Genomic DNA, 24079 nt, shown 5'->3' with positions numbered 1-24079 from the left:
TCTCTGTAGCGAAGGAATTTCCTCTCTTGGCTCGTACGAAGATCGCCTACGGCACCCACTCGCAGCAGTTCGGGCACGTCTTCCTGCCCGACCCCGCGACGGTGACGGGGCCCGTTCCCGTCGTCATGGTCGTTCACGGCGGTTCGTGGCACGGCCGCTACCAGCTCACCCTCGGTACCGCGCTGTCCGTGGAACTCGCGCGTCGCGGTGTGGTGGCGTGGAACGTCGAGTACCGCCGTCTCGAGGCCGGTGGCGCGTGGGACGAGATGTCCGCCGATGTGGTCGCGGCGTACTACACGATCTTCAGCGAGGTCGTTCCGCACGCGCAGCGCGGCGGTGTCGAGGTCGATCTCGACCGTGTGAGGCTCGTCGGTCACTCGGCGGGAGGTCAGCTGGCGGTGTGGCTCGCGGGTGAGAGTACATCGGTGCGACCGGAATTCGTGGTCTCGCAGGCGGGTGCGCTCGATCTCGTCACCGCCGGGGAACGTGGTCGTCGCGTGGAGGCGTTCGAGGCGCTCTTCGGTGCGTCCTACGCGGATGCACCCGAGCGTTACCGGTCTGCCTCACCGACGCACCGGCCGCCGATCGGTGTGCCGGTCGCGGTGCTGCACGGCACCGCCGACGAGCAGGTGCCGGTGAGTGTCGCGCACCGTTACGTCGACGCGGCCGACGCGGCGGGCGACCCGGTGTCGCTGGAACTGTTCGACGGCGAGGATCACGTCGCCTTCCTGAACCGGACCACCCGTGCCTGGGCGCGATCGCTCGACCTGCTCACCGTCCGGTCAGTTGCCGATCTCGGCCTCGCTGCCGGCGCGGGTGCGGAGTCCGCGGGGGAGTAGCGCGGTGACCGCCGCGGCGCCGACGAGCAGGACGATGCCGGCGACGAGGCTCGCGGACGAGATCGCCTCGGCGAACGCTGCGGACGACGCGTCGAGCAGCGGTTGTGCGTACGACGCCGCGAACGGGTTCGCCGCGAGTTCTTCCGCGACGATCGCCGCCCCGCCCACCGAATCGCCGGCCGCCTCGATCGCCATCGCGGCCTGATCGGCCATCGGGCCCGTCAGATCCGCGAGCGGCAATCCGTCGAGGAAGCCGGAGATCTCGCGGTGATAGGTGGTCGCGAGGATCGAACCGAGCACGGCGATGCCCAGTGAACCTCCGAATTCCACTGCGGTGTCGTTCAATCCGCCCGCAGCTCCGAGATCCGAGTCGGGGAAACCGCCCATGATCAGGTCGGTGGACGGGGGTGTGGCCAGACCGATGCCCAACCCCAGCAGCAGCAACGAGATCAGGAAGGGCGTGAAACCGGACGCGGCGTCCGTGACGGTCAGTGTAAGGATGCCCGCCGCGGCAGCGACCATGCCCGCGCCCACGAGGATCCGCGCGCCGAGGCGGGGTGCGAGCCGGCCGCTCAGCGCCGCACCCAGCGAGACCGTCACCGCGAGGGGAAGCAGACGCAGGCCGGTCTCGAGCGGGCCGTAACCGAGCACGAACTGGAACTGCTGCGCGACGAAGTAGATGGCGCCGAAGGCGACGAGGAACAGCAACAGCACCGACACGCAGGCTCCGCCGACGGTCCGGTCCGCGACCCGGCGCACGTCCAGCAGCGGCCGGGGGTGACGAAGTTCCCACACCACGAAGAGCACCGCGGCGATCACCGACCCGATCGAGGTGGCGATCACGCCGGTGCCCCAACCGAAGTGGAACCCCTCGATGATCGCGTAGACGATTCCGCCGAGAGCCGCGACCGACAGGGCGCCGCCGACCCAGTCGGTGCGGGTGAGATCGTCCGCCTTCGAGGCCGGCACGAGGATCAGGGCCGCGATCGCGGCGAACGCCGCGATCGGCACGTTGATGAGGAAGGTCGAACCCCACGAGTTCGATTCGAGGAGCCATCCGGCGAGCAGGGGACCGAGCGCGATGGCGAGTCCGGACGTAGCCGCCCAGGCCGCGATCGCACGGGCACGCTCGTGCACGGGGAACATCGCGACGAGCAGCGACAGCGTTGCGGGCATGATCACGGCTGCGCCCACACCCATGACGATGCGCGCGACGATCACGTCGCCGGCGCTGTCGGCGAACGATCCGTAGACCGCGCCGGCGGCGAAGGCGACCAGGCCGGCCAGCAACGCGCGGCGTCGCCCGTACCGGTCGCCGAGCACGCCGAACAGTAGCATCAGCGCGGCGTAGGGGACGGTGTAGCCGTCGATGATCCACTGCATGTCGGCGCTGGTGAGCTGCAGGTCGCGCAGCATGCCGGGTGCGGCGACGATGAGCGAGGTGTTGGCCATCACGACGATGAGCAGGCTCAGGCACAGCACTGCCAGTCCGGCCCAGCGCAGCCGGTAGGGTTCCTTCGCTGCGGTCCCTCCTGCGGGGGTGACGGCAGTGGTCATGGGTTCTCCTCGGGTGCGACACGGGCCGGGACCGGAGCCCCGATCTACACGGTGGTGTGCAAGTTACGCAGCTGCACATCTGTGTGCAACTAAAATGAAAGACAGATCACAGTCGGCGGAAGAGGACGAGAACGTGGAGAACTCGGTCACACGACCGCGAACCCGATTCAATGCGAACCGCATGCGCATACTCGACGCTGCGGTGATGTGCTTCGCCGCCGACTCCGACGCGAGCATGGACGATGTCGCCAAGGCCGCAGGTGTCGTCCGCCGCACCGTCTATGCGCACTTCCCCAACCGGGAAGCCCTCGTCGAGGGGATCGTCGACGACGCCTCGACCGCACTCGCCGAGGCTCTCGACCATCCTGAACCGGACGATCCCGCGGTCGCACTCGCGGTCGTGGCGCTGCGGACCTGGCCCATCGGCGACCGCTACCGCGTGCTGCTCTCGTTCGCGCGCAAGGAGATGGGAGAGCAGCGCATCGCCGAACTCGTCTCCCCGGTGCGCTCGCGTGTCCTCGGACACGTCGAACGCGGCCTCGCGCAGAGCCAGTTCTCCGACTATCTGCCGGCGCCCGTCCTCGTGGGGATGATGGAAGGCCTGACGATGGCCACACTCGAGCAGGCCAATCTCGGGCTGGTGGACGACTCGGGCGACACGATCGTCCTGGGCAACCTCGTGCTCGCCGGGGTCTCACCCGACCGGGCACCCGGGATCCTCGCCGAGGCACGGCGGTGGCTCGCGGAGGCCACCTCAGGCGAAGGCGGAACCGAACCTCGCTGAAACTCGCTGTTGCGGGAGGGTGCGCCTCGTCCGGCGCTAGACTGGCACGAACACGACGACCGTCGTGCAGGAGCCGAACCGAAAGCAGGACGTACCGTCCACGTGAGTGAACCAGACCGACCCCACGAGCCCGCCGAATTCGAACCGACCACGGTCAAATCGAGCCTCGACCTCCCCTCGGAGGCCGCAGCGCCCCTGCTCGGAGCCGCGGACGAGAATCTGATCGCCCTCGAAGCCCTCCTGGCGGCGGACATCCACGTGCGGGGCAACACCGTCACGCTGACCGGAGCGCCCGCCGACGTCGCCCTCGCGGAACGTGCGCTCGCCGAGCTCGTCACCATCGTCCGTCGCGGACAATCGCTCGCGCCCGACGCCGTGCGTCGCACCGTGGGCATGCTCACCCAGGGGCTCTCCGAGTCGCCGGCCGACGTGCTCAGCCTCGACATCCTGTCGCGGCGCGGGAAGACGATCCGGCCCAAGACCCTGAACCAGAAGCGGTACGTCGACGCCATCGACGCCCACACCATCGTCTTCGGTGTCGGACCGGCCGGTACGGGCAAGACCTATCTCGCCATGGCGAAGGCCGTGCAGGCCCTGCAGACCAAGCAGGTCAACCGCATCATCCTCACGCGTCCCGCCGTCGAGGCAGGGGAGCGGCTCGGCTTCCTGCCGGGCACCCTGCACGAGAAGATCGACCCGTATCTGCGTCCGCTGCACGACGCGCTGCACGACATGATGGATCCCGAGGCCATCCCGAAGCTCATGCAGGCGGGTGTCATCGAGGTCGCGCCCCTCGCATATATGCGTGGCCGCACCCTGAACGATGCCTTCATCATCCTCGACGAGGCGCAGAACACCACCGCCGAGCAGATGAAGATGTTCCTCACGCGCCTGGGCTTCGGCTCCAAGATCGTCGTGACGGGCGACATCACGCAGATCGACCTGCCCGGCGGTGCCCGCTCGGGTCTCGCCGCCGCCACCGAGATCCTCGACGGCATCGACGACATCCACATCGCGCGCCTCGACAGCAGCGACGTCGTGCGGCACCGGCTCGTCTCCGACATCGTCGACGCCTACAGCCGTTTCGAGGCCACCACCCGCGACGGCGACGGGATCCCCGGCAACCGCGCCCAGCGTCGCGCGCAGCGGGTGCAGCGTCGATGAACACCCTTGCAGATCAACCGAATACCGTCGTGCAGAAGGAACTCCAGTCATGAGCATCGAGATCTCGAACGAATCGGGAATGGACGTCTCGGAGAAGGAACTCCTCGACGTCGCCCGCTTCGTGATCGCCCGGATGGATGTGCATCCGGCGGCGGAGTTGTCGATGGTGCTCGTGGATCTCGACACCATGGCCGATCTGCACGTGCGGTGGATGGACCTGCCCGGCCCCACCGACGTGATGTCGTTCCCCATGGACGAACTCGAACCCGGCGGCCGCCCCGACGCTCCCGAACCGGGACCGTCGATGCTCGGCGACATCGTGCTGTGTCCGCAGTTCGCCGCCGACCAGGCCGCGAAGGCCGGTCACCCGGTGGCCCACGAACTCGCCCTGCTCACCGTGCACGGCATGCTCCACCTCCTCGGCTACGACCACGCCGAACCGGAGGAGGAGAAGGAGATGTTCGGCCTGCAGAACCAGCTCCTCGCCGAGTGGTACGAGGAGATCCGCCGCGCCGAGCACGAGGCGCGGCTCGCCGCCCGCGACCGGAAGTTGCTGGGCAAGGCCGGTTTCGTCGACACCCCCGAATCATGAGCGGCGACAGTACGAGCCATCGTGATCGGACGGCACCGATCGAGGGAGTGACGATCGCGTGAGTACCGTGCCCCTCGTCGTCCTGGCGGTCGTCCTGGTGGTGCTCGGAGGCCTGTTCGCCGCCGTCGATTCCGCGCTCAACACCGTATCCGCGGCGCGCGCCGAGGAACTCGCGAAAGAGGGCCGCCCCAGTGCGCGCCGCCTGCTCGGTCTGCTCGACGATCGGCCCCGCTACGTCAATCTGACGGTGCTGCTGCGCATCCTCTGCGAGATCACCGCCACCGTCGTGCTCGTCGGCGCGTTGCTCGCCGTGCTCGACCGCACATGGGCGCTCGTCGTGGGCGCCGCGGTGATGGTCATCGTCGACTACGTCGTCATCGGTGTCAGTCCGCGCACGCTCGGACGCCAGCACGCGTACCCGATCGCGCTCGCCGCCACCGGACCGTTGCGGATCCTCGGTGTCCTGCTCGGTCCGATCAGCCGGATCCTCATCAGCGTCGGCAATGCGGTCACGCCCGGTCGCGGTTTCCGGAACGGCCCGTTCTCCAACGAGATCGAGCTGCGCGAACTGGTCGATCTCGCTCAGGAGAGCGGGGTCGTGGCCGACGAGGAACGCCGGATGATCCAGTCGGTGTTCGACTTCGGCGACACCACCGCCCGCGAGATCATGGTTCCGCGCCCCGAGATGGTGTGGATCGAGGAGACCAAGACGGCCGGTCAGGCCACCTCGCTCGCCGTCCGCAGCGGGCACTCGCGGATCCCGGTGATCGGCGAGAACGTCGACGACATCCGCGGTGTCGTCTACCTCAAGGATCTCGTCCAGCAGACCTACTACCACCGCGACGGCGGGCGCAGCGTCTCCGTTGCCGACGTCATGCGGCCGGCGGTCTTCGTGCCGGATTCGAAGCGCCTCGACGACCTGCTCGCCGACATGCAGCGCGACCGCAACCACATGGCGGTCCTCGTCGACGAATACGGCGGCATCGCCGGTCTCGTGACGATCGAGGACGTCATCGAGGAGATCGTCGGAGAGATCGCCGACGAGTACGACACCGGGGAGATCCCCGACGTCGAGGAACTCGGCGACGACACCTACCGCGTCTCCGCGCGACTTCCCGTCGAGGACCTCGGCGAACTGTTCGACATCGACATCGAGGACGACGAGGTCGACACCGTCGGCGGACTCCTCGGCTACGAACTCGGCCGAGTTCCTCTGCCGGGTGCGGAGGTACGGACCCACGGCCTGTTGCTCCGCGGCGAGGGCGGACCGGACGTCCGCGGGCGGGTGCGTGTGAGCACCGTCTTCGTGCAGCGCGCGACACCCGAAGAAGAACCCACCGATACCGATACGGCCACCACCGAGGAGCATGCATGACCGACACCGACTTCCGTTCCGGCTTCATCTGTTTCGTCGGCCGGCCCAACACCGGGAAGTCGACGCTCACGAATGCACTCGTCGGCAGCAAGATCGCGATCACCTCGTCGCGCCCGCAGACCACCCGCCACACCATCCGCGGCATCGTCCACCGCGACAACGCCCAGCTCATCCTGGTGGACACCCCGGGACTGCACCGCCCGCGCACCCTGCTCGGCCAGCGGCTGAACGATCTGGTGCAGGACACCTACTCCGAGGTCGACGCGATCGGCATGTGCTTCCCCGCCGACGAGAAGATCGGCCCCGGCGACCGCTGGATCCTCGAGCAGGTGCGCCACATGGCGCCGAAGACCCCGGTTATCGGCATCGTCACGAAGATCGACAAGGTGGGCAAACAGCAGGTCGCCGCGCAGTTGCTCGCCGTGTCGAAACTCCTCGGCGAGAACTGCGAGGTCGTGCCGGTCTCCGCGGCCTCGGGTGAGCAGGTCGAGGTCCTCGTCGACGTCCTCGTCTCGCACATGGAGCCCGGACCGGCCTTCTATCCCGACGGCGAGCTCACCGACGAGCCGGAGGAGACCCTGATGGCCGAGCTCATCCGCGAGGCCGCCCTCGAAGGTCTCGGCGACGAGCTGCCCCACTCGCTCGCCGTTGTGATCGAGGAGATCACCGAACGTGAGGGTCGCACCGAGAAGCAGGGCGAAATGCTCGACGTGCACGCCCTGCTCTACGTCGAGCGGCCGAGCCAGAAGGGCATCGTCATCGGCAAGGGGGGTGCGCGGCTGCGCGAGGTGGGCACCGCCGCACGCACCCAGATCGAGAAGCTCCTCGGCGTGAAGATCTACCTCGACCTGCACGTGAAGGTCGCGAAGGACTGGCAGCGAGATCCCAAACAGCTGGGCCGTCTGGGATTCTGACGTCGAGCCCCTACGGGGTGGACGCGGTGATCGGCCGGGCGACCCACATCGACGCGAGGTCGTCTGCGGTCACCACGGTCCCGAAGTTCTGTGCGACCACCGCGACCGAGGCGGCGTGCGCGGCGGGACTGTAGGACGCGGCGCAGTCCTCGACGAGCGAGACCCAGTACTCGTGGAACAGGCCGCTGCGCAGGCTCGATTCGACGCAGATCTCGGTGGCGACGCCGGTGAACAACAACGATTCGATGCCCCGTGACCGCAGGACGCTGTCGAGATCGGTGCCGACGAACGCGCTGAAGCGATGTTTGACGATCACCGGTTCTCCCGGCTCCGGACGGACACCGTAGAAGTCCGCTCCGGCAGTACCGGGCCGGCAGGTCAGAGCGGTCCGCGCCGTGCCGGGACCGGTACCGACGCGGCCCAGCCACTGGGGCGTGTCCGTGGTCTCGTCGTGCTCCGTACGGATCCAGACGACGGGCACGTCCCTGCGGCGGGCGCGGTCGATCAGTTCCGCCAGCCGCGGTGTCATGGCGACCGCGGCGGAGACGTCGAAGCCGCAGCCGGCGAGAGCGCCGTCGGTGGAACAGAAGTCGTTCTGCATGTCGACGACGACCAGGGCGCAGCGTTGGGGGTCGTAGCGGAAACCGGATTCGTCCACGGGGGTCCTCTCCTCGAAGGTGTTCGGTGCGGATGCGGTGATCACCAGATCACCACCGCGGCGACGGTGGCGACGAGCAGTCCGCTCACCACCGGGATCGCGAGTCGTCGCACGAGATCCCCGACCGGAACGCGGCAGAAGCCCGCGACCACGATCAGCGACGACCAGATGACGAGGGTGCCGCCGCCGGTCCAGGTCGCGGCGTTCTGCGCGAGGGCGGCGAGCGTCGCGGTGTCCATGCCGGCCTGCGGGGCGAGGGCGGCGGCGATACCACCGGTGAGCGGCAGACCGGCCCAGCCGGAGCCGTCCAGGCCGATGAGCAGGCCGATCAGGAGCATGCTGAACGCGGCGAAGAGACCGTTGTCGGGAATGTAGGTCTGGATGCTCTCGACGGTGTCGAACAGGAAGGCCGGTCCGGTGCCGTCCTCGAGTCCCAGGATCGAACCGGAGTAGTCGGGGATGCCGAGGTACACGAATCCGGCCACCGGCAGGATGATTCCCATGGCCTTGAACGCGTAGACCAGGCCGTCGACGAAATGGGTGGCGCAGTGTTCGAGGGTGTCGGCCGGGCGCGTCGTCAGGGTCACGGCGGCCATGAGGACGAGCGCGGTGCCGCCGACGAGCGAGGCACCGGCGCCGTCCGACCACGGCACGAGATCGGTGAAGCGCCCCAGCATCATGTAGACGAGCACCAGACCGAAGGTCGCGGGAACCCCGATAGCCCAGGCGCGTGCCGGGGTGGGGCGGGTGAGGACCGGGGTGAGAGTTCCGGGCAGGTCGATGGCGGCCACGGTGCTCACCGGTGCGGTGTGGTCGGTCCCGGTGTGATCGTTCTCGGGGGTCGGGAGGTCCCCGTTCGGGTGCGGTGCCGGACCTCCGGAAACGGAGCCACCGGTGCCCGGATCGTCCGTCGCAGACACGAGATTCGCGGAGTGGCGCACGATCTCCTTGCGGATGGTGAGGAACCAGGCGAGTACGGCCGCGGTCAGACCCACGATGAGGGACAGGACCAGCGCGCGGTCGGCGATGTCGTCGGCCGGCACACCTGCGCCGCTCGCCGAGATCGACGGTGCGAGACCGATGACGTAGTCGGAGGCGAGTGCCATGCCCTGCCCGGAGATCGCAAGGGCGAGTGCGGCGCCGAGCGGCGGCAGCCCGGCCTTGATGGCCGCCGGGAGCAGCACGGCACCGATGAGTGCGAGGGCGGGTGTGGGCCAGAAGAACAGCGACAGCAGGTAGGTGACGACGAACAGCACGATGTAGGCGACGCGGCCGTTGATCATCCAGCGTCCGAAGGGACGCACCATGGGTTCGTCGGCGCCGATGGTGCGCATCGCCGCGAGCATCGATGTCACGGCGGCGATGACGACGAAAATCTCGAAGAGGGCTCCGCCGGCGGTGAGGGTGGCGCGGAAGACCGCCATGACGGCGGAGGCGACGTTGCCGTCGTAGGCGAGGGCGGTGGCGAAAGTGGCGACGACCGCCGGGATCAGGACGTTCTTGCGTAGTGCCATGGCGACGATCAGGCCGACCAGTCCGAGCAGGAAGACGATGTGCGCGACGGTCACGGGAGACTCCTCGACGTGTGAACATGCGGCGGGCGACGACCGTGGACGGATCGAAGGGCGCCGCGACATCGATGGGCGGCACCGCCGTCGTCGGCCGGAACATGTCGATCTTGAAGAGTCGGACAGGACTCGGCAATCGGCCGACAGACCACTCGCGACGGGAAAGAACTGTGCACACTGCACAATTCGTGACGGGGGTGTTTCGTCACGGAGGCGGATGTGAACGCGTCGTCACGCCGGGGCCGGTGACCGAGGGGAACTCAGCGACGGGTGGCTGTCGCGCCGTGCAGCAACAGCAGGACGGCCTCCGACAGATCCGGCTCCGTACCCGTCGACAGGCGGCGCAGTTGTAGCCCGGTGATGGTCGCGACGACCGTCGGGGCGATCGTCTCCGGATCCGGCACTCCCAACGCCGAAAGGACGGAGACGGTCAACGCGTCGTAGGCACGCCAGCAGCGTTCGGCGACCCGCCGCAGTTCCTCGTCGCGCCCCGCCTGCACGTAGAGCTCGAAGGGGGCGATGCGTTCGGCCGTGAAGGTCAGGTCGTGGGCGACGCGTTCGGTGAGTTCGGCGGCCTCCGTCAGCGACAGGACCCGGGATCGATACTGCTCGGCGAGCTCTCGCAGCCGCTGGGTCTCCTCGTCGACGAAGAACTCGAGCGCGGCGCGCAGCAGGTCGGCCTGGGTGGGGAAGTGGTAGGTGATCGAACCGAGCGAGACCTCGGCGCGCGCCGCGATGCGCCGGTTCGTCACCCCGGCGACCCCGTCGGTGCCGACGAGATACAGGGTGGCGTGGACGATCCGCGAGCGGGTGTCGTCGCGTGTGGTCACCACCAGTGCTCCGGGGTGTGTTCGTGCCAGCGCAGCACCGATTCGAGTTGGGAGGCGAGGGACACCAGCAGCGGTTCGGAGTTCGCCGGGCCGAGCAGCTGGGCACCCACCGGCAGTCGCTCCTCGGTGAAACCCGCGGGGACGTTGATCGCGGGCCAGCCCAGCACGTTCCACGGCCACGCATAGGGGCATGCCCCGGTGATGACCTTGTCGGTCGCCCAGCCGCCGATGCCGTCGATCGCCGTCACCGGCAGCGGCGGTGTGGCGGTGGTGGGGGCGAGCACGACGTCGAACCGGTCGAAGATGCGGCCGACCCGACGGTGCAGTCGCGGTTCGATCGCGCGCGCCGCCCGCAGCGGATAACCGTGCAGGAATCGGCCGGTGCGGGCATTGGCGCGGGTGCGTACGTCGGCGAGGGACGGGTCGGGCAGGCGGTACAGCCAGTCCTCGATACCGGCCATGGATCGCGGGAGGAAGGCGAGGCCGAACGACATTCCGTAGTCGGGATCGGCGAGGGTCACCTCGTGGCCGAGATCACGCAGTACCGCGGCGAGTGCGGCGATGCGGGTGCGGACGCGGGCGTCGAGGCGGGTGGGTGTCGCGGTGAACGGGATCTTCAGCGACAGAGCGATGTTCAGTCTGCCGGGATCTCGTCCCACGGCGTCGGAGACGGTCAGCGGCGCGCACCTGTGCCGGTCGCCGGGGTGGTTTCCGGACACGACGTCGAGGAGCAGGGCCGCGTCGGCGACCGTGCGGGCGAGTGGGCCGTGCGTGGTGAGTCCGTTGAAGGATTCGGCGTCGGGCCACATGGAGATCCGGCCGCGTTGCGGCTTGATGCCGACGAGATTGGACCACGAGGCGGGGATGCGGACCGATCCGGCGCCGTCGGATCCCAGGGCGGCCGGCACGAGTCCCGCCGCGACGGCCGCGGCGCTGCCACCCGACGAACCGCCGGGGGTATGGTCGCGCGACCACGCGCTGCGGGTGTGCCCGAAGGCGTCGCCGCCGGTGAGCGGCCACTGGCCGAGTTCGGGGGAGTGGGTCTTGCCGACGATCACCGCGCCGGCGGCCCGCAGGCGGCGCACGACCTCGGCGTCGGTGTCCTTCGGGTTGAAGGTGCCGGCGCAGCCGAACATCGTCGTCTCACCGACGATGTCGGTGTCGTCCTTGATCGCGATGGGGACGCCCAGCAGGGGGAGACGCTCGCCGTTCGCGCGGCGCCGGTCGGCCTCGCGGGCCTCGTCGAGTGCGGCCGTGCGGCGCACGACGCGGAAGGCGTTCAGGTGCGGTTGCGACTCGTCGATCCGGCCGAGGCTCGCACGGACGAGATCCGTGGAGGTGGTCTCGCCGCGGTCGAGTGCCTCGACGGTCGCCTTCAGGTCGCGCAGGTCGGTTCGAGCGTCCATTCGTTCCCCCGTTCGTTCGAACGAACAATAACGCGTTCCAGTTCTGGGTGTCGAGTCCCTTCGCGGGTCGTCCCCTGTCACCGCGACATGACAGACTCGGGGAGTGAGGCTTTATCGGGACAACGCGGTGGTACTGCGCCAGCACAAGCTGGGCGAGGCCGACCGCATCGTCACCCTGCTGACGCGCCGGCACGGACTCGTGCGGGCCGTCGCGAAGGGCGTGCGCCGGACACGCTCGAAGTTCGGCGCACGGCTCGAACCGTTCGCCCACATCGACGTCCAGCTCCACCCGGGCCGCAGTCTCGACGTCATCACCCAGGTGCAGACCCTCGACGCCTTCGCGGTGGGCATCGTCGACGACTACCCCCGCTACACCACCGCGTGCGCGATCCTCGAGACCGCCGAACGCCTCGCCGGTGAGGAACGCGCGCCCGTGCCGCGCCTGCACGCACTCACCGTCGGTGCGCTGCGCGCGGTGTGCGACCGCACCCGGCCGCCCGAACTCGTGCTCGACGCCTATCTTCTGCGGGCCATGGCCTACGCGGGATGGGCGCCGGCGATCACCCACTGCGCGCGCTGCGACCGTCCCGGCCCGCACACCGCCTTCCATGTCGCCGCCGGTGGTGCGGTGTGCGTGCACTGCCGTCCGCCGGGAGCGGCCACCCCCGCCCCGGGTGTGTTGGCGTTGCTCGACGCGCTCAACCACGGACGCTGGGCCGACACCGAGGCCGCCGACGCGGCGGTGCGCCGCCAGGCCAGCGGCCTCGTCGCCGCGCACCTGCAGTGGCATCTCGAACGGCAACTGCGCTCGCTGCCCCTCGTCGAGCGCGGTCGCACCGAACCTGCGACGGGGAACCGGGTTGATGACGTCGCCCGGGGTGTCCGGCAGGATGGGGACCGTGATTCGACGACGTACCACGCCCCCATCGCCTGAGCGGGTGATCCGGCCGCCCGACCCGCATCCGTCGGGCGCGCGACCTCCCGTGCTGCAACCCGAGCTGATCCCACAGCACGTGGCGCTCGTGATGGACGGCAACGGTCGATGGGCGCAGGAGCGCGGTCTGCCGCGCACCGCCGGCCACGAACGCGGCGAGGCCGTGCTGATGGACACGGTGTGCGGATGCATCGAGATGGGCGTCAAGTGGCTCTCGGCCTACGCCTTCTCCACCGAGAACTGGAAGCGCAGCCCCGACGAGGTCCGCTTCCTCATGGGCTTCAACCGCGACGTGATCCGCCGCCGTCGCGACGAGATGCACGAGATGGGGGTGCGGGTCCGGTGGGCCGGTCGCCGTCCCCGCCTGTGGCGCAGCGTGATCAAGGAACTCGAGATCGCCGAGGAACTGACGAAGGACAACGACGTCATGACCCTCACGATGTGCGTCAACTACGGCGGTCGCGCCGAGATCGCCGACGCCGCACGGGAGATCGCCCGCCGGGTCGCGGCAGGAGAACTCGATCCCGAACGCATCACCGAGTCGACCATTGCGCGGTACCTCGACGAGCCCGACATGCCCGACGTCGATCTGTTCCTGCGGCCCTCGGGCGAGCAGCGCACCTCGAACTTCCTGCTGTGGCAGTCGGCCTACGCCGAACTCGTCTTCCAGGACACGATGTTCCCCGACTTCGACCGACGCGATCTGTGGGCGGCGTGCGTCGAATACGCCTCGCGCGACCGGCGGTTCGGTGGTGTGAAGTGACGTCGCTGCGCGAGCGGATCGCGGGCGCGCTGACGCCCTTCGTCGACGTCCGCACCCCGTCGTCTGCCACCGACGGCGACGGCTCGTTCGGATTCGACTACGGCGCTGTGCCGTTCGCCCTGCAGGTCGTCACGCTCACCGAAGGACTCGACGTGGTCTCCATCACCGGAGTGCTCGCGTGGGATCTTCCGCTCGACGACGCCGTGCGCGGTCGGGTCGCGGCCGCCGCCGACGCCCTGCAGTTCGGCTCGGTCCACCTCATCGAACGCGAGACCGACGCCGACGTCGTGCTGCGGTACTCGTTCCCCGCGACCGGTCTCGACGACACGGCGCTGACCACCATGCTGCTGCTCGTGCTCGACGGTGCCGCCGACGCGCGCGGCGCCGTCGCCGGCACCCCCGACCCCAAGGAGAATTCGTGACCACCACCGACATCGACGTCGAGACCACCACCGAGGAGGTCGTCGCCGCAGACGGGGCGCACGCCGTCGCGATCCCGACCGAGGACGACGACGCGCTGCGCGCTGCCGTGGTGGAGACGCTGTCGGAGATTCTCGAGGAAGCTCCCGAGCCCGACGAGGACGGCGAGATCCCGATCTGGATCGACGATGTGCTCACCTACGCGACCGTCGACGCCGAGGGCGGCTTCGTGCTGCTCACCACCTACCTGGTCGAGGGCATCACGGGTCGCACCCGGGCCGCCGAGGTCCTCGGCGACCTGCAGGTCGAGTTCCCCGAGGTGAAGTTCGTCCTCGACAAGGACCGGGTCACCGTCGAACTGCGGGTCGCAGCGTCGCCGCTCGTCCCGATCCATCTCGTGCGGGCCGTCGCGTCGCTCGTGCCGGTCGTCGAGCAGGCACGCGCGCTCGCGCAGCGTCTCGGTGGCGAAGCGTCGGTCTTCGACGGTGAGGCCGAGGACGACGAGGAGAACCTGCTCGCCGACGGTTGCGGCTGTGATGACTGCGATTGCGGCTGACGGCCGCGGGCGGTCGGTTCAGCCCTGAGCGAGGGCGCAATCGCGGCAGTTGCCGAAGATCTCGACGGTGTGGCTGACGTCGACGAAGCCGTTCGACTCGGCCACCTCGTGCGACCAGCGTTCGACCTCCGGGCCGTCCACCTCGACCGTGAAGCCGCAGTGACGGCACACGAGATGGTGGTGGTGCCCGGAGGAGCACCGCCGGAACAGCGACTCGCCGCTGTCGGTGCGCAGCACGTCGACGCTGCCGACCTCGGCGAGCGACTGCAGGGTGCGGTAGACGGTCGTCAGGCCGATGCCCTCGCCGCGCTTGCGCAGCTCGTCGTGAAGGTCCTGGGCGGACCGGAATTCCTCGGTGTTGTCGAGCAGGTCGACGATGGCGCTGCGTTGACGGGTCGAGCGGACCCCCACGAGAGGTTTGCGGGTGGAGGTCACTGCGATCGTCCTTCCTGGGCGTGAGCGACGGCGTCGACGACGATGCGGGCGAGATGGTCGTCGGCCAGGTGGTAGAGCACTTCGCGTCCCGAGCGTTCGCCGCGCACGACGCCGGCGGTCTTGAGCACGCGGAGATGCTGGCTGATGAGCGGCTGGGTGACGCCGAGGGCGCCGACGAGCTCGTGCACGCAGCGGGCCGACTCGCGCAGTTCGAGCACGATCGAGATGCGGACGGGTGCCGACAGTGCGCGCAGCAGCTCACCGGCCGCGATCAGGGCGGCGGGGGAGGCATCGACCGGGGACGGCAGGGCGTCGCTGCCGATCGGGCCGCGGGCGCGCTCGCCCGTGCTGCACTCGCGTGGATCGGCGTCGATGCTCACGGGGCTCCTCGGGGCGGGGACGGCCGCCGGTCGGCGGGCCTTATTGCAAATCGATTCCATTTTGATATGCACAGTTGTGCATGTCAACCGGCGCGAATTCGAGCTGCGAACGAGGAGCGATAGGCTTACAGATCGACGCATGCTGCGAAAACCCGCATCGAAGATGGAGAAACCGAGTGGCACCCAAATCCAAGATCGATACCGTCGCCAACCTCGCCAAGCGCCGGGGCCTGGTCTATCCCTGCGGTGAGATCTACGGCGGCACCAGGTCCGCGTGGGATTACGGGCCGCTCGGCGTGGAGCTCAAGGACAACATCAAGAAGCAGTGGTGGCGCAACATGGTCACCAGCCGCGAGGACGTCGTCGGCCTCGACTCGTCGGTGATCCTGCCGCGTCAGGTCTGGGTCGCCTCCGGCCACGTCGGTGTCTTCAACGACCCGCTCGTCGAATGCCTGAGCTGTCACAAGCGCCACCGGCAGGACCACCTGCAGGAGGCCTATGCCGAGAAGAACAAGCTCGACGACCCCGATGCCGTGCCGATGACCGAGATCGTCTGCCCGGACTGCGGCACCAAGGGCCAGTGGACCGAGCCCCGCGACTTCAACATGATGCTCAAGACCTTTCTCGGCCCGATCGAGAGCGAGGAAGGCCTGCACTACCTGCGCCCCGAGACGGCGCAGGGCATCTTCGTGAACTTCGCGAACGTGCTCACCACCTCGCGCAAGAAGCCGCCCTTCGGCATCGGCCAGATCGGCAAGAGCTTCCGCAACGAGATCACGCCCGGCAACTTCATCTTCCGCACCCGCGAGTTCGAGCAGATGGAGATGGAGTTCTTCGTCAAGCCGGGCGAAGACGAGCAGTGGCACCAGTACTGGATCGACTACCGGATGAACTGGTACACCGATCTGGGCATCAACAAGGACAACCTGCGCCTGTACGAGCACCCGCTCGAGAAGCTGTCGCACTACTCGAAGCGCACCGTCGACATCGAGTACCGCTTCCACTTCCAGGGCAGCGAGTGGGGTGAGCTCGAGGGCGTCGCGAACCGCACCGACTTCGACCTGTCGACGCACTCGAAGCATTCCGGCACCGACCTGAGCTTCTTCGATCAGGCCACCAACGAGCGCTACACGCCGTACGTCATCGAGCCGGCGGCCGGCCTGACCCGTTCGCTCATGGCCTTCCTCGTCGACGCCTACACCGAGGACGAGGCACCCAACGCCAAGGGCGGTGTCGACAAGCGCACCGTGCTGCGCCTCGATCGCCGTCTCGCGCCGGTCAAGGCCGCCGTGCTGCCGCTCAGCCGCAACGCCGACCTGAGCCCGAAGGCCAAGGACCTCGCCGCGAAGCTGCGTCAGAACTGGAACATCGAGTTCGACGACGCCGGCGCCATCGGCCGCCGCTACCGTCGCCAGGACGAGATCGGTACCCCGTTCTGCATCACGGTCGACTTCGACACCCTCGAGGACCAGGCCGTCACGATCCGTGAGCGCGACACCATGGCGCAGGAGCGCGTGAGCCTCGACCAGGTCGAGGGTTACCTCGCGCAGCGCCTGATCGGCTGCTGACCGATCCGATCGACGCAGATGCCCTCCGGTCCATCGGGACCGGAGGGCATCTGTCGCTTCGTAGCCGGGTGTTCCGTAACGGTCAGGTCGCCGAGCGCCGATCGATGTACTCGAGATACCCGCGGCCGGAGATCTCCTCACCCCGCCAGGTCGCCGACCACGCGAAACCGGTGACGAATCCGGTGCCCAGTCCGTAGGTGAACGGGGTGTCCATGATCCCTTCGAGATCCAGCCAGGGACGACCGGCGGTGTCCTTCACCAGGAACCGGGTCCGGCTCGGCACCGGCATCGGGAGGCCGTAGGGAGTCGGCTCGGGTTCGTCGCGCAGTTCGAGTATCTCGAAGTCCACGTCCCGGAAACGGGTTCCGTAGCCGCTGCGGGTGCGCAGGATCGCCGTCGTCATGAAGGGTCGGGCACCGATCGCGTAGCGGCTCAACAGGATCTGCGTGTCGGCGTCGAGATCGACGATCTGGTAGACGAAATGGTCGAGCGGAGCCTTCGCCGCGGGCGGCAGGGGAGTGGACCGCATCAGATACGGGCTCGGCATCGCGCCGTACTCGAACGAGCACAGACCCTCGGCCGTGACGCTGCGACCCTCGTGGGTGAAGGTGCCCTCGTATTCGGTGAGCAACCCGAAGTGCTTGTAGAGCGGGTTGCGGAAGAACCACGAGACCGTGTCCGTGTTGGTCAGTGTCAGCGCGACATCGACCGTTCCGAGCCGGCCCACGAGTTCGTAGTGGGGGTAGCGTCCGGTCAGGGTCAGATCGTCCCCGAATTTCACGAGCGACCCGTCCGGGGAGGACACGAAATCGTAGCCCGCGGCGTAGTTCCCGAAGTGCGCGGGATGCGACGCCGCCGTGCCGGTCACCACGGCGGCGTTGCGGCGCGGCGGCGCCACGAGCGCGTGGTCGTTGTCGAAGGCGAGCGACCCGGTCGCGCCGATCAGCGACATCATCGAGAAGAACCGGTGCGGCTCCGGCAGATCCGGGATCATGACGCCGTAGTGGACCCAGCCGAACCGGCGCGAGTCGACGTGCGGGCGCAGGATGTCGGGTTCGGAGAACGGTTTTCCGTCGGACGACGCGGCGGAATCCAACAGTCGGACGGTCGATCCGAGACCGGCACCCAGTGCGCGTGCTGCGATCGGGCGCATGGTCTAGAAGCGTCCTCCGCTCGATCCGCCGAAGCCGCCGCCCCCGAAACCACCGCCGCCGAAGCCGCCGCCACCGAAACCGCCCCCGCCGAAGCCACCGCCGCGGCCGCTGTTGAGCACGCTGTTGATGAGGATGCCGCCGAGCACGGCGCCCGCGACGTTGCCGCCCGAACCGCCGCGGGGCGGACGGTGCTGGTTGTTCCAGCGCTGCACGTCGTTCTGCGCGCTGCGCAGTGCCTGCGCGGCCAGCGACGCGGCGGACCGCGCGTACTGGATGGCGGCCGCCGGATCGGACTCGGCTGCCTGCTGCGCGGCCTGCAGGTGCCGCTGCGCCTCCGACAGGCGGGTGCGCGCCTGGGCACCCACGACGCCCCGGCGCGTCCCGATGAAGTCGGCCGCGGCAGTGACCTGCGCTTGCGCCGCACTCAGATCCTGCTGGAGGCGGCGACGCATCTCCTCGGCCTGCTGCTTGGCCTGGCGCGTCCGGGCACGCAACTCGTCGAGACGCGCATCGGCCTCGACGACCCGCGTGAAACTGCCCAGCGGGTCGGTGTGCTGCTCGGCCCGAGCGTGGTCGAGGGCTTCCTGCACGGCCTTCAGGGCGTCGACGAGTTCGGGGCCGCCCGCGTCGAGCAGTTGCTTCGCGTCGGCGACGCCCTGTTCGGCGTCCTCCACCGCGGCGGGGAGCGTCGCGATCGCGCGCCGGATGTCCTCCGCCGCATGGTCGAGCGCGTCGAGCAGCGTCGCGGCGTGCCCCAGCGCGCGTTCGGCCTCGCGGATCGCGCGCACGGCGTCGCCCTGCTCACCGACCGGTCGCGCCACCGCGGTGCGGCCCTGGTCGATCGCGTTCTCCGCGAACGAGATCTCCTCCCGCGCCAGCGAGACGTTGTCCACCACCGGGGTCAGGGCGCCCGCGGGGAACTCCGAGTGCAGCTGTCCGAGGATTCGCTCGGCCTCCGGAATGCGGGCCTGCAGCGCGATCGCGCGCTGCGTGAGTCCGTCCAGCCGGGCCGGGGCGTCGAGCAGCAGGTTGCGCATCTTGTCGAATGCCTCGACCTGCGCGTCGAGTTCGCGGTTCGCCTGCCCGCACGAGGAGACGAGCTGCACGAGCATGTCGCGCTGCTGTTCGGGCGTCTCGGGGATGTCGTCGTCGAGGCGCTGACGGATCTCGAAGGCGTTCGCCAACGCGACCTGTGCCTGCCGGTGTGCGCGGTCGAAGGGAGCCACCGCCGAATCCCCGAACTCGCCCCGGGCGAGCTCGAGCGCCTCGGCGCTGGACCGCACCGCGTTGTCGGTGTCCACCAGCAGGGTCTGCGCGTACTGGTCGAGACCCTCGATCGGCAGACCGCGCAGGGCCGTGGTGTCGGCCGGATCGATCTGCGCGGCCTGTGCGGCACCGGCCTCGGCGCGCTTCTTCTTCGACCGCCGGTTGTAGGCGTAGACACCGGCACCGCCGGCCGCTATGACACCGCCGCCGACGAGCAGCGTCGTCACCGGAGCAGCCGACGGCGTGAGGGCGTTGCTCAACCCGTCGGCCGCGCCCACGGCGGCGCCCGCCCAATCGCTGTTGCGCAGGGCCGGCACGACGTCGGACGAGCTGATCCGGTCGCGTTCGCTCTCGGAGATCTCCGATCCCGTCGGTGTCCACAGCGCGAACTCGCGGTCGTCGGTCGCGACGGCCAGCAGCGCGGTGTCGGGACCGAAGTTGCTCGCCTGCGCGGTGGCCTGCGCCCAACTGTCGTAGTCGCGCCCGTCGAAGCTCGACACGTAGGTCACCCACAGCTGCAGACCGTGCTCGTCGTAGAGGGTGTTCGTCGCTTCCTGGATCCGTGCGACGTCGGCATCGTCGAGCACGCCCGCGGTGTCGGTGATCGGCTGGGGGAGCCGCGAAGGTGGCTCCGCGGAGGCCGCCGCGGGAAGGAGCAACCACGCGGCCACTGCCAGCAGGGCGGGGACGAATGCGAGCGCGGACCGTGCAGGTCGCCGGAACTGTGCTGCAGGTCGCCGGAGCGGTGCTGCAGGTCGCCGGAGCGGTGCGGCCGATACGTGTGCCATGGAATCGAATCTAGTGGCTGCGGGGTGAGGACGGGGTCGGCGCGTCGTCCGGTCGACGCGTTCTCGTTCGCTGGCAGAATCAGGGGGTGAGCACCGCATCCCGCCGCACCGGCACCACCGCGACGTACACCAGGGACGACCTCGGGGTCGGCGCGCGCATCGCGCGCTGGCTCCGGCGACTGATCGTCGGGGTGCTGCTCGCCGCCGTCCTCGTCGTCGGCGGCACGGCGCTGCGGGTGTGGCAGGTCGCGCGGATCGACGACCGCACCCCCGCCGACGCCATCGTCGTGCTCGGTGCCGCGCAGTATTCGGGCACACCGTCGTCGGTCTTCGAGGCACGCCTCGAGCAGGCCCTCAAGCTCTACGAAGCGGGAGTGTCGCCGCGGATCGTCACCGTCGGCGGCAAGCAGGAGGGCGACCTGTTCACCGAAGCCGCGGCGGGCAAGAACTATCTCGTCTCGCGCGGGGTGCCCGCCGAGTCGATCGTCGCCGTCGAGGAGGGTTCGGACACACTGCTCAGCGTCGAGGCCGTCAGCCGCGAGATGTCGGATCTGGGTCTGTCGTCGGTCGTGCTCGTCAGCGACCCGTGGCATTCGCTGCGCACCCGGACCATGGCACGCGACGCCGGTCTCGACGCCTGGACCGCTCCCACCCGCCAGGGTCCGGCGGTGTTCACCCGCGAGTCGCAGCTGCACGGCATCGCCCGCGAGACCGGCGCGTTGATCTGGTACCAGATCACCCACTTCTCCGCCGATTTCCCCTACACGGCGCAGCAGTGAGGCGGAACGTAGGGTCTTCGGTGACGGAAGGCAGTGTGATGCAGGGCTACAGCGAACACGATCTCGAACGGCGCGTCGCCGAGTCGCGCAAGACCTCAGCGCTCGCTGGGTCCGAGGGAGCGGCATCCGAGCGGACCGCCTTCGCACGCGACCGTGCGCGCGTGCAGCACTGCGCGGCCCTGCGCCGCCTGGCCGACAAGACACAGGTCGTCGGCCCCCGCGACGGCGACACCCCGCGCACCCGTCTGACACACTCGATGGAGGTCGCACAGATCGGCCGCAGCATCGCCGAAGGACTCGGCGCCGACCCCGATCTCGTCGACCTCGCCGGACTCGCCCACGACATCGGGCACCCGCCCTACGGGCACAACGGCGAGCGGGCACTCGACGCGGTCGCGGAGTCCTGCGGCGGATTCGAGGGCAACGCGCAGAACCTGCGCATCCTCACCTGCCTCGAACCGAAGATCCTTTATCCGGACGGCTCGAGCGCCGGTCTCAACCTCACCCGGGCCTCCCTCGACGCGACGCTCAAGTACCCGTGGACGCGTCCGCGCCCGGGCGCGAAGTTCGGCTCGTACGACGACGACGCCGAGGTCCTCCACTGGATCCGCGAAGGTGCACCCGAGCGCCGCAAGTGCCTCGAGGCGCAGATCATGGACTGGTCCGACGACGTCGCGTACTCGGTGCACGACCTCGAGGACGGCGTGATCGACGGTCGCATCGACCTGCGGATGCTCGACGAACCCGACGATGTCGCCGGGCTCATCGAGGTGGGTATGCGCGAGTTCTCGGGTCTCGACCCGGCCGAGCTGACCGAGGCGGCCAAGCGGTTGTCCTCCATGCCGGTGGTCCGGGCTGTCGGCACCTTCGACGGCACACTCGCCTGCTCCGTCGCGCTCAAGAAGCTGACCAGCGAGCTGGTGGGCCGCTTCGCCAACGCAGCGATCCTCGGGACTCGGGAGGCGACGGAGGGCCGGCGCGTCACCCGGTACGACGCCGACCTCGTCGTCCCGCCGATCGTGGTCTCGGAGGTCGCGTTGCTCAAGACGATGGCGTTGCAGTTCGTCATGTCCGACCGCGCCCACCGCACCCGCCAGGAATCGCAACGCGAACGCATCCATCGCGTCGCCGAGTGGCTGCTGCGCACCGCGCCGGTCGGCCTCGACCCGTTCTTCGTCGCCGCCTGGAAGGCTGCGCCCGACGATGCTGCGAAGGTGCGGGTCGTGGTCGATCAGATCGCCTCGTGCACCGAATCGCGCCTCGAACGGATCGACCGCGACAGCCTCGCCGCGCAGGCGAGCTGGGGCTGACACCGACGTTTGCACCCCTTCACGGACACAAGCACGAGGTCGGCGCGGTGCATCTGTCCGCGGGACGCGCTGACGCACTCGCCGGTGTGGGTTGCGCCGGACCGTCGTGCCGGGCAGTCTGCCGCGCGGCTTAGACTCGTCTCGTGGCCGGCCGTATTTCAGACAGAGACATCGCGGCCATTCGCGACCGCGTGCGCATCGAGGACATCGTCGGCGAGTACGTCGCACTCAAGCGCGGGGGCGCCGACTCGCTCAAGGGCCTGTGCCCTTTCCACGACGAGAAGTCCCCGTCCTTCCACGTGCGGCCCAATCACGGGCACTACCACTGCTTCGGCTGCGGTGAGGGCGGCGACGTCTACTCGTTCCTGCAGAAGATCGAACACGTCAGCTTCGTCGAGGCCGTCGAGCAGCTCGCCGAGCGTGTCGGCTACACACTGAACTACGAGGGTGGCGGTCCATCCGTCCAGCGCGACCGGGGCACGCGTGCCCGGCTGGTCGCGGCGAACGCGGCCGCTCAGCAGTTCTATGCCGAGCAACTGCGCACGCCCGACGCCCAGGCCGCCCGCGACTACCTGACCGAGCGCAACTTCGACCAGGCGGCCGCCGAGACGTTCGGCTGCGGCTACGCACCCGCCGGCTGGGACGCGCTCACCAAGCACCTCCTCGGCCGGGGCTTCGACTTCTCCGAACTCGAGGCCGCGGGACTGTCCCGGCAGGGACGGCGCGGCCCGATCGACCGTTTCCACCGGCGGCTGCTGTGGCCCATCCGCAATCTCGCGGGCGACGTCATCGGCTTCGGTGCCCGCCGTCTGTACGACGACGACCAGATCACCGCCAAGTACATGAACACACCGGAAACGGTGCTGTACAAGAAATCTCAGGTGTTGTTCGGTCTCGATCTCGCCAAGCGCGAGATCGCCAAGTCTCACCAGGCCGTGATCGTCGAGGGCTACACCGACGTCATGGCCATGCATCTGGCCGGCGTGAAGACCGCGGTCGCCGCGTGCGGCACGGCCTTCGGTGACGAACATCTCGCGCTGTTGCGTCGCCTGCTCATGGACGACAGCTTCTTCCGCGGTGAGGTCATCTACACCTTCGACGGCGACGACGCCGGTCGCGCGGCGGCGATGAAGGCGTTCGAGGGCGACCAGAAGACCGCCGCGAAGACCTACGTCGCGATCGCCCCCAAGGGCATGGACCCGTGCGAGCTGCGGCAGCAGTCGGGCGACGGCGCGGTGCGCGACCTCGTGGCCCGCCGCACCCCGATGTTCGAGTTCGTCGTGAAATCGATTCTCGCCGAACACGACCTCGACACCGTCGAAGGTCGCGTCGAGGCCCTGCGCCGATGTGTCCCCGTCGTGGGCCGGATCAAGGACCGCACGATCCGCGACAACTATGCGGTGCAACTCGCGCACTGGACGGGATGGGACGACATCCCCACCGTGCGCCGGCGCGTGCAGGAGGAAGCGCGACGGGGAGTCCGTGCACCGGAAGCTAGGACGCGGCCTGCAACGGCCACGGCGGAGCCCGTGTCGGCCCTGCGACGCCCCCGCCCCAACGATCCGACGCTGTGGCCACAGCGCGACGCGCTGAAGGCCGCGCTGCAGTATCCCGGCATCGCCGGGACCGTCTTCGACTCCCTGCCGCCGGAAACCTTCACCGACCCCGCCTACGCGGCCGTACGGCAGGCCGTCGCCGACGCCGGTGGAACCGCAGCGGGGCTCGGGGGAGCCGAATGGGTCGATGCCGTCGGCAGGGCCGCGACCGACCCCGTCGCGCATTCGCTCGTGATGGAACTCGCCGTCGAACCGGTCCCCGCCGAAGAGGACCGGCTGCCGCGCTACATCGGTGGCGTGCTGGCCCGACTGCAGGAGGTCTGGGTCGGCGAGCAGGTGGCCGAACTGAAGTCCAAACTGCAGCGGATCTCCCCGGCCACCGAGTCCGAGGAGTTCCACGCCTTGCTCGGCGACCTCATGGCGCTCGAACAGTACCGGCGGAGCCTGCTCGACCAGGCCATCGGTGACGGCGTGGCCGGCTGA

Annotated in this window: 23 protein-coding genes; 14 read left to right on the top strand and 9 right to left on the bottom strand. The window is 69.1% G+C overall.

Features of this window, described 5'->3' with window-relative positions; all coding sequences use genetic code 11:
• Positions 1-26 precede the first annotated feature (26 nt).
• Positions 27-839 (top strand): alpha/beta hydrolase family protein, encoded by an 813-nt coding sequence (locus tag C6Y44_RS16095; protein WP_159417983.1) that lies wholly within the window; start codon positions 27-29, stop codon positions 837-839.
• Here C6Y44_RS16095 and C6Y44_RS16090 read toward each other — a convergent pair.
• Positions 783-2396, bottom strand: coding sequence for an MFS transporter (locus C6Y44_RS16090; RefSeq protein WP_159417984.1), 1614 nt, complete (start codon positions 2394-2396; stop codon positions 783-785). The genes C6Y44_RS16095 and C6Y44_RS16090 overlap by 57 nt on opposite strands.
• Positions 2397-2577: 181 nt before the next feature.
• Here C6Y44_RS16090 and C6Y44_RS16085 point away from each other — a divergent pair, with 181 nt between their 5' ends.
• The 5 genes from C6Y44_RS16085 (at position 2578) to era (ending at position 7225) form a co-directional block, all read left to right on the top strand.
• Positions 2578-3180: a TetR/AcrR family transcriptional regulator gene (locus tag C6Y44_RS16085; protein ID WP_174247016.1), complete on the top strand. Its 603-nt coding sequence runs from the start codon at positions 2578-2580 to the stop codon at positions 3178-3180.
• A 102-nt stretch (positions 3181-3282) separates the two neighbouring features.
• On the top strand, positions 3283-4344 hold the full coding sequence (locus C6Y44_RS16080; protein ID WP_016691337.1) for a PhoH family protein: 1062 nt from the start codon (positions 3283-3285) through the stop codon (positions 4342-4344).
• Positions 4345-4393: 49 nt separating this feature from the next.
• Positions 4394-4936, top strand: coding sequence for an rRNA maturation RNase YbeY (gene ybeY, locus C6Y44_RS16075; protein WP_159417986.1), 543 nt, complete (start codon positions 4394-4396; stop codon positions 4934-4936).
• A 58-nt stretch (positions 4937-4994) separates the two neighbouring features.
• Complete coding sequence (locus C6Y44_RS16070; RefSeq protein WP_159417987.1) at positions 4995-6311, top strand: hemolysin family protein; 1317 nt, start codon at positions 4995-4997, stop codon at positions 6309-6311.
• Positions 6308-7225: a GTPase Era gene (gene era, locus C6Y44_RS16065; protein ID WP_024101353.1), complete on the top strand. Its 918-nt coding sequence runs from the start codon at positions 6308-6310 to the stop codon at positions 7223-7225. The genes C6Y44_RS16070 and era overlap by 4 nt, the downstream gene beginning before the upstream one ends.
• Before the next feature lie 10 nt (positions 7226-7235).
• On the opposite strand, the gene C6Y44_RS16060 is transcribed toward era, so the two are convergent.
• The 4 genes from C6Y44_RS16060 to C6Y44_RS16045 form a co-directional block, all read right to left on the bottom strand.
• Entirely contained in the window at positions 7236-7883 is a 648-nt protein-coding gene (locus C6Y44_RS16060) for a cysteine hydrolase family protein (RefSeq protein ID WP_174247131.1), read from the bottom strand.
• Between the two features lie 41 nt (positions 7884-7924).
• Positions 7925-9451 (bottom strand): permease, encoded by a 1527-nt coding sequence (locus C6Y44_RS16055; RefSeq protein WP_159417989.1) that lies wholly within the window; start codon positions 9449-9451, stop codon positions 7925-7927.
• A gap of 260 nt (positions 9452-9711) precedes the next feature.
• The gene (locus C6Y44_RS16050) at positions 9712-10281 is read right to left on the bottom strand and encodes a TetR/AcrR family transcriptional regulator (RefSeq protein WP_404817761.1); all 570 of its coding nucleotides are present in this window, start codon (positions 10279-10281) and stop codon (positions 9712-9714) included.
• A complete protein-coding gene (locus tag C6Y44_RS16045) occupies positions 10278-11687 on the bottom strand; it encodes an amidase (RefSeq protein ID WP_159417990.1) in 1410 nt (469 codons plus the stop codon). The genes C6Y44_RS16050 and C6Y44_RS16045 overlap by 4 nt, the downstream gene beginning before the upstream one ends.
• Before the next feature lie 103 nt (positions 11688-11790).
• Here C6Y44_RS16045 and recO point away from each other — a divergent pair, with 103 nt between their 5' ends.
• The 4 genes from recO to C6Y44_RS16025 are packed head-to-tail and all read left to right on the top strand — an operon-like array spanning position 11791 to position 14360.
• Positions 11791-12621, top strand: coding sequence for a DNA repair protein RecO (gene recO, locus C6Y44_RS16040; RefSeq protein ID WP_192378491.1), 831 nt, complete (start codon positions 11791-11793; stop codon positions 12619-12621).
• Positions 12578-13384, top strand: a complete 807-nt coding sequence (locus C6Y44_RS16035) for an isoprenyl transferase (RefSeq protein WP_051032947.1) — start codon at positions 12578-12580, stop codon at positions 13382-13384. The genes recO and C6Y44_RS16035 overlap by 44 nt, the downstream gene beginning before the upstream one ends.
• Complete coding sequence (locus C6Y44_RS16030) at positions 13381-13806, top strand: hypothetical protein (RefSeq protein ID WP_159417992.1); 426 nt, start codon at positions 13381-13383, stop codon at positions 13804-13806. The genes C6Y44_RS16035 and C6Y44_RS16030 overlap by 4 nt, the downstream gene beginning before the upstream one ends.
• Complete coding sequence (locus tag C6Y44_RS16025) at positions 13803-14360, top strand: T3SS (YopN, CesT) and YbjN peptide-binding chaperone 1 (protein WP_159417993.1); 558 nt, start codon at positions 13803-13805, stop codon at positions 14358-14360. Before C6Y44_RS16030 ends, C6Y44_RS16025 begins: the two co-directional genes overlap by 4 nt.
• Positions 14361-14378: 18 nt before the next feature.
• On the opposite strand, the gene C6Y44_RS16020 is transcribed toward C6Y44_RS16025, so the two are convergent.
• Together C6Y44_RS16020 and C6Y44_RS16015 are read right to left on the bottom strand one after the other, a co-directional pair.
• Positions 14379-14795 carry a Fur family transcriptional regulator gene (locus C6Y44_RS16020; RefSeq protein ID WP_120279695.1) on the bottom strand — a complete coding sequence of 139 codons (417 nt, stop codon included), beginning with the start codon at positions 14793-14795 and terminating at the stop codon, positions 14379-14381.
• Positions 14792-15235: an ArsR/SmtB family transcription factor gene (locus C6Y44_RS16015; protein WP_404817760.1), complete on the bottom strand. Its 444-nt coding sequence runs from the start codon at positions 15233-15235 to the stop codon at positions 14792-14794. Before C6Y44_RS16015 ends, C6Y44_RS16020 begins: the two co-directional genes overlap by 4 nt.
• A 116-nt stretch (positions 15236-15351) precedes the next feature.
• On the opposite strand from C6Y44_RS16015, the gene C6Y44_RS16010 reads away from it, so the two are divergent.
• Positions 15352-16743, top strand: a complete 1392-nt coding sequence (locus C6Y44_RS16010) for a glycine--tRNA ligase (RefSeq protein WP_006554466.1) — start codon at positions 15352-15354, stop codon at positions 16741-16743.
• An 82-nt stretch (positions 16744-16825) separates the two neighbouring features.
• On the opposite strand, the gene C6Y44_RS16005 is transcribed toward C6Y44_RS16010, so the two are convergent.
• Together C6Y44_RS16005 and C6Y44_RS16000 are read right to left on the bottom strand one after the other, a co-directional pair.
• A complete protein-coding gene (locus C6Y44_RS16005; protein WP_159417995.1) occupies positions 16826-17896 on the bottom strand; it encodes a DUF6670 family protein in 1071 nt (356 codons plus the stop codon).
• Between the two features lie 3 nt (positions 17897-17899).
• Positions 17900-19951 (bottom strand): TPM domain-containing protein, encoded by a 2052-nt coding sequence (locus tag C6Y44_RS16000; RefSeq protein WP_159417996.1) that lies wholly within the window; start codon positions 19949-19951, stop codon positions 17900-17902.
• A gap of 86 nt (positions 19952-20037) precedes the next feature.
• Here C6Y44_RS16000 and C6Y44_RS15995 point away from each other — a divergent pair, with 86 nt between their 5' ends.
• The 3 genes from C6Y44_RS15995 to dnaG all read left to right on the top strand — a co-directional run bounded on the left by C6Y44_RS15995 (position 20038) and on the right by dnaG (position 24079).
• Positions 20038-20730 carry a YdcF family protein gene (locus tag C6Y44_RS15995; protein ID WP_159417997.1) on the top strand — a complete coding sequence of 231 codons (693 nt, stop codon included), beginning with the start codon at positions 20038-20040 and terminating at the stop codon, positions 20728-20730.
• A 38-nt stretch (positions 20731-20768) separates the two neighbouring features.
• Positions 20769-22040 (top strand): deoxyguanosinetriphosphate triphosphohydrolase, encoded by a 1272-nt coding sequence (locus tag C6Y44_RS15990; RefSeq protein WP_159419186.1) that lies wholly within the window; start codon positions 20769-20771, stop codon positions 22038-22040.
• A 143-nt stretch (positions 22041-22183) separates the two neighbouring features.
• Positions 22184-24079 (top strand): DNA primase, encoded by a 1896-nt coding sequence (gene dnaG / locus C6Y44_RS15985; RefSeq protein WP_192378490.1) that lies wholly within the window; start codon positions 22184-22186, stop codon positions 24077-24079.

Origin of the sequence: Rhodococcus rhodochrous, assembly GCF_014854695.1 — a bacterium.
Classification (GTDB): domain Bacteria; phylum Actinomycetota; class Actinomycetes; order Mycobacteriales; family Mycobacteriaceae; genus Rhodococcus.
The sequence above is the reverse complement of the archived record's forward strand: the minus strand, read 5'-3'. Positions and strand labels throughout refer to the sequence as shown.

Bases quoted from the DNA above. Each gene is read 5' to 3' on its own strand.
- C6Y44_RS15990 (WP_159419186.1), top strand. From the start codon at position 20,769: ATGCAGGGCTACAGCGAACACGATCTCGAACGGCGCGTCGCCGAGTCG.
- C6Y44_RS16000 (WP_159417996.1), bottom strand. From the start codon at position 19,951: ATGGCACACGTATCGGCCGCACCGCTCCGGCGACCTGCAGCACCGCTC.
- C6Y44_RS16035 (WP_051032947.1), top strand. From the start codon at position 12,578: ATGGGGACCGTGATTCGACGACGTACCACGCCCCCATCGCCTGAGCGG.
- C6Y44_RS16085 (WP_174247016.1), top strand. From the start codon at position 2,578: ATGCGCATACTCGACGCTGCGGTGATGTGCTTCGCCGCCGACTCCGAC.
- C6Y44_RS16090 (WP_159417984.1), bottom strand. From the start codon at position 2,396: ATGACCACTGCCGTCACCCCCGCAGGAGGGACCGCAGCGAAGGAACCC.
- era (WP_024101353.1), top strand. From the start codon at position 6,308: ATGACCGACACCGACTTCCGTTCCGGCTTCATCTGTTTCGTCGGCCGG.
- C6Y44_RS16005 (WP_159417995.1), bottom strand. From the start codon at position 17,896: ATGCGCCCGATCGCAGCACGCGCACTGGGTGCCGGTCTCGGATCGACC.
- ybeY (WP_159417986.1), top strand. From the start codon at position 4,394: ATGAGCATCGAGATCTCGAACGAATCGGGAATGGACGTCTCGGAGAAG.
- C6Y44_RS16015 (WP_404817760.1), bottom strand. From the start codon at position 15,235: ATGGAATCGATTTGCAATAAGGCCCGCCGACCGGCGGCCGTCCCCGCC.
- C6Y44_RS16045 (WP_159417990.1), bottom strand. From the start codon at position 11,687: ATGGACGCTCGAACCGACCTGCGCGACCTGAAGGCGACCGTCGAGGCA.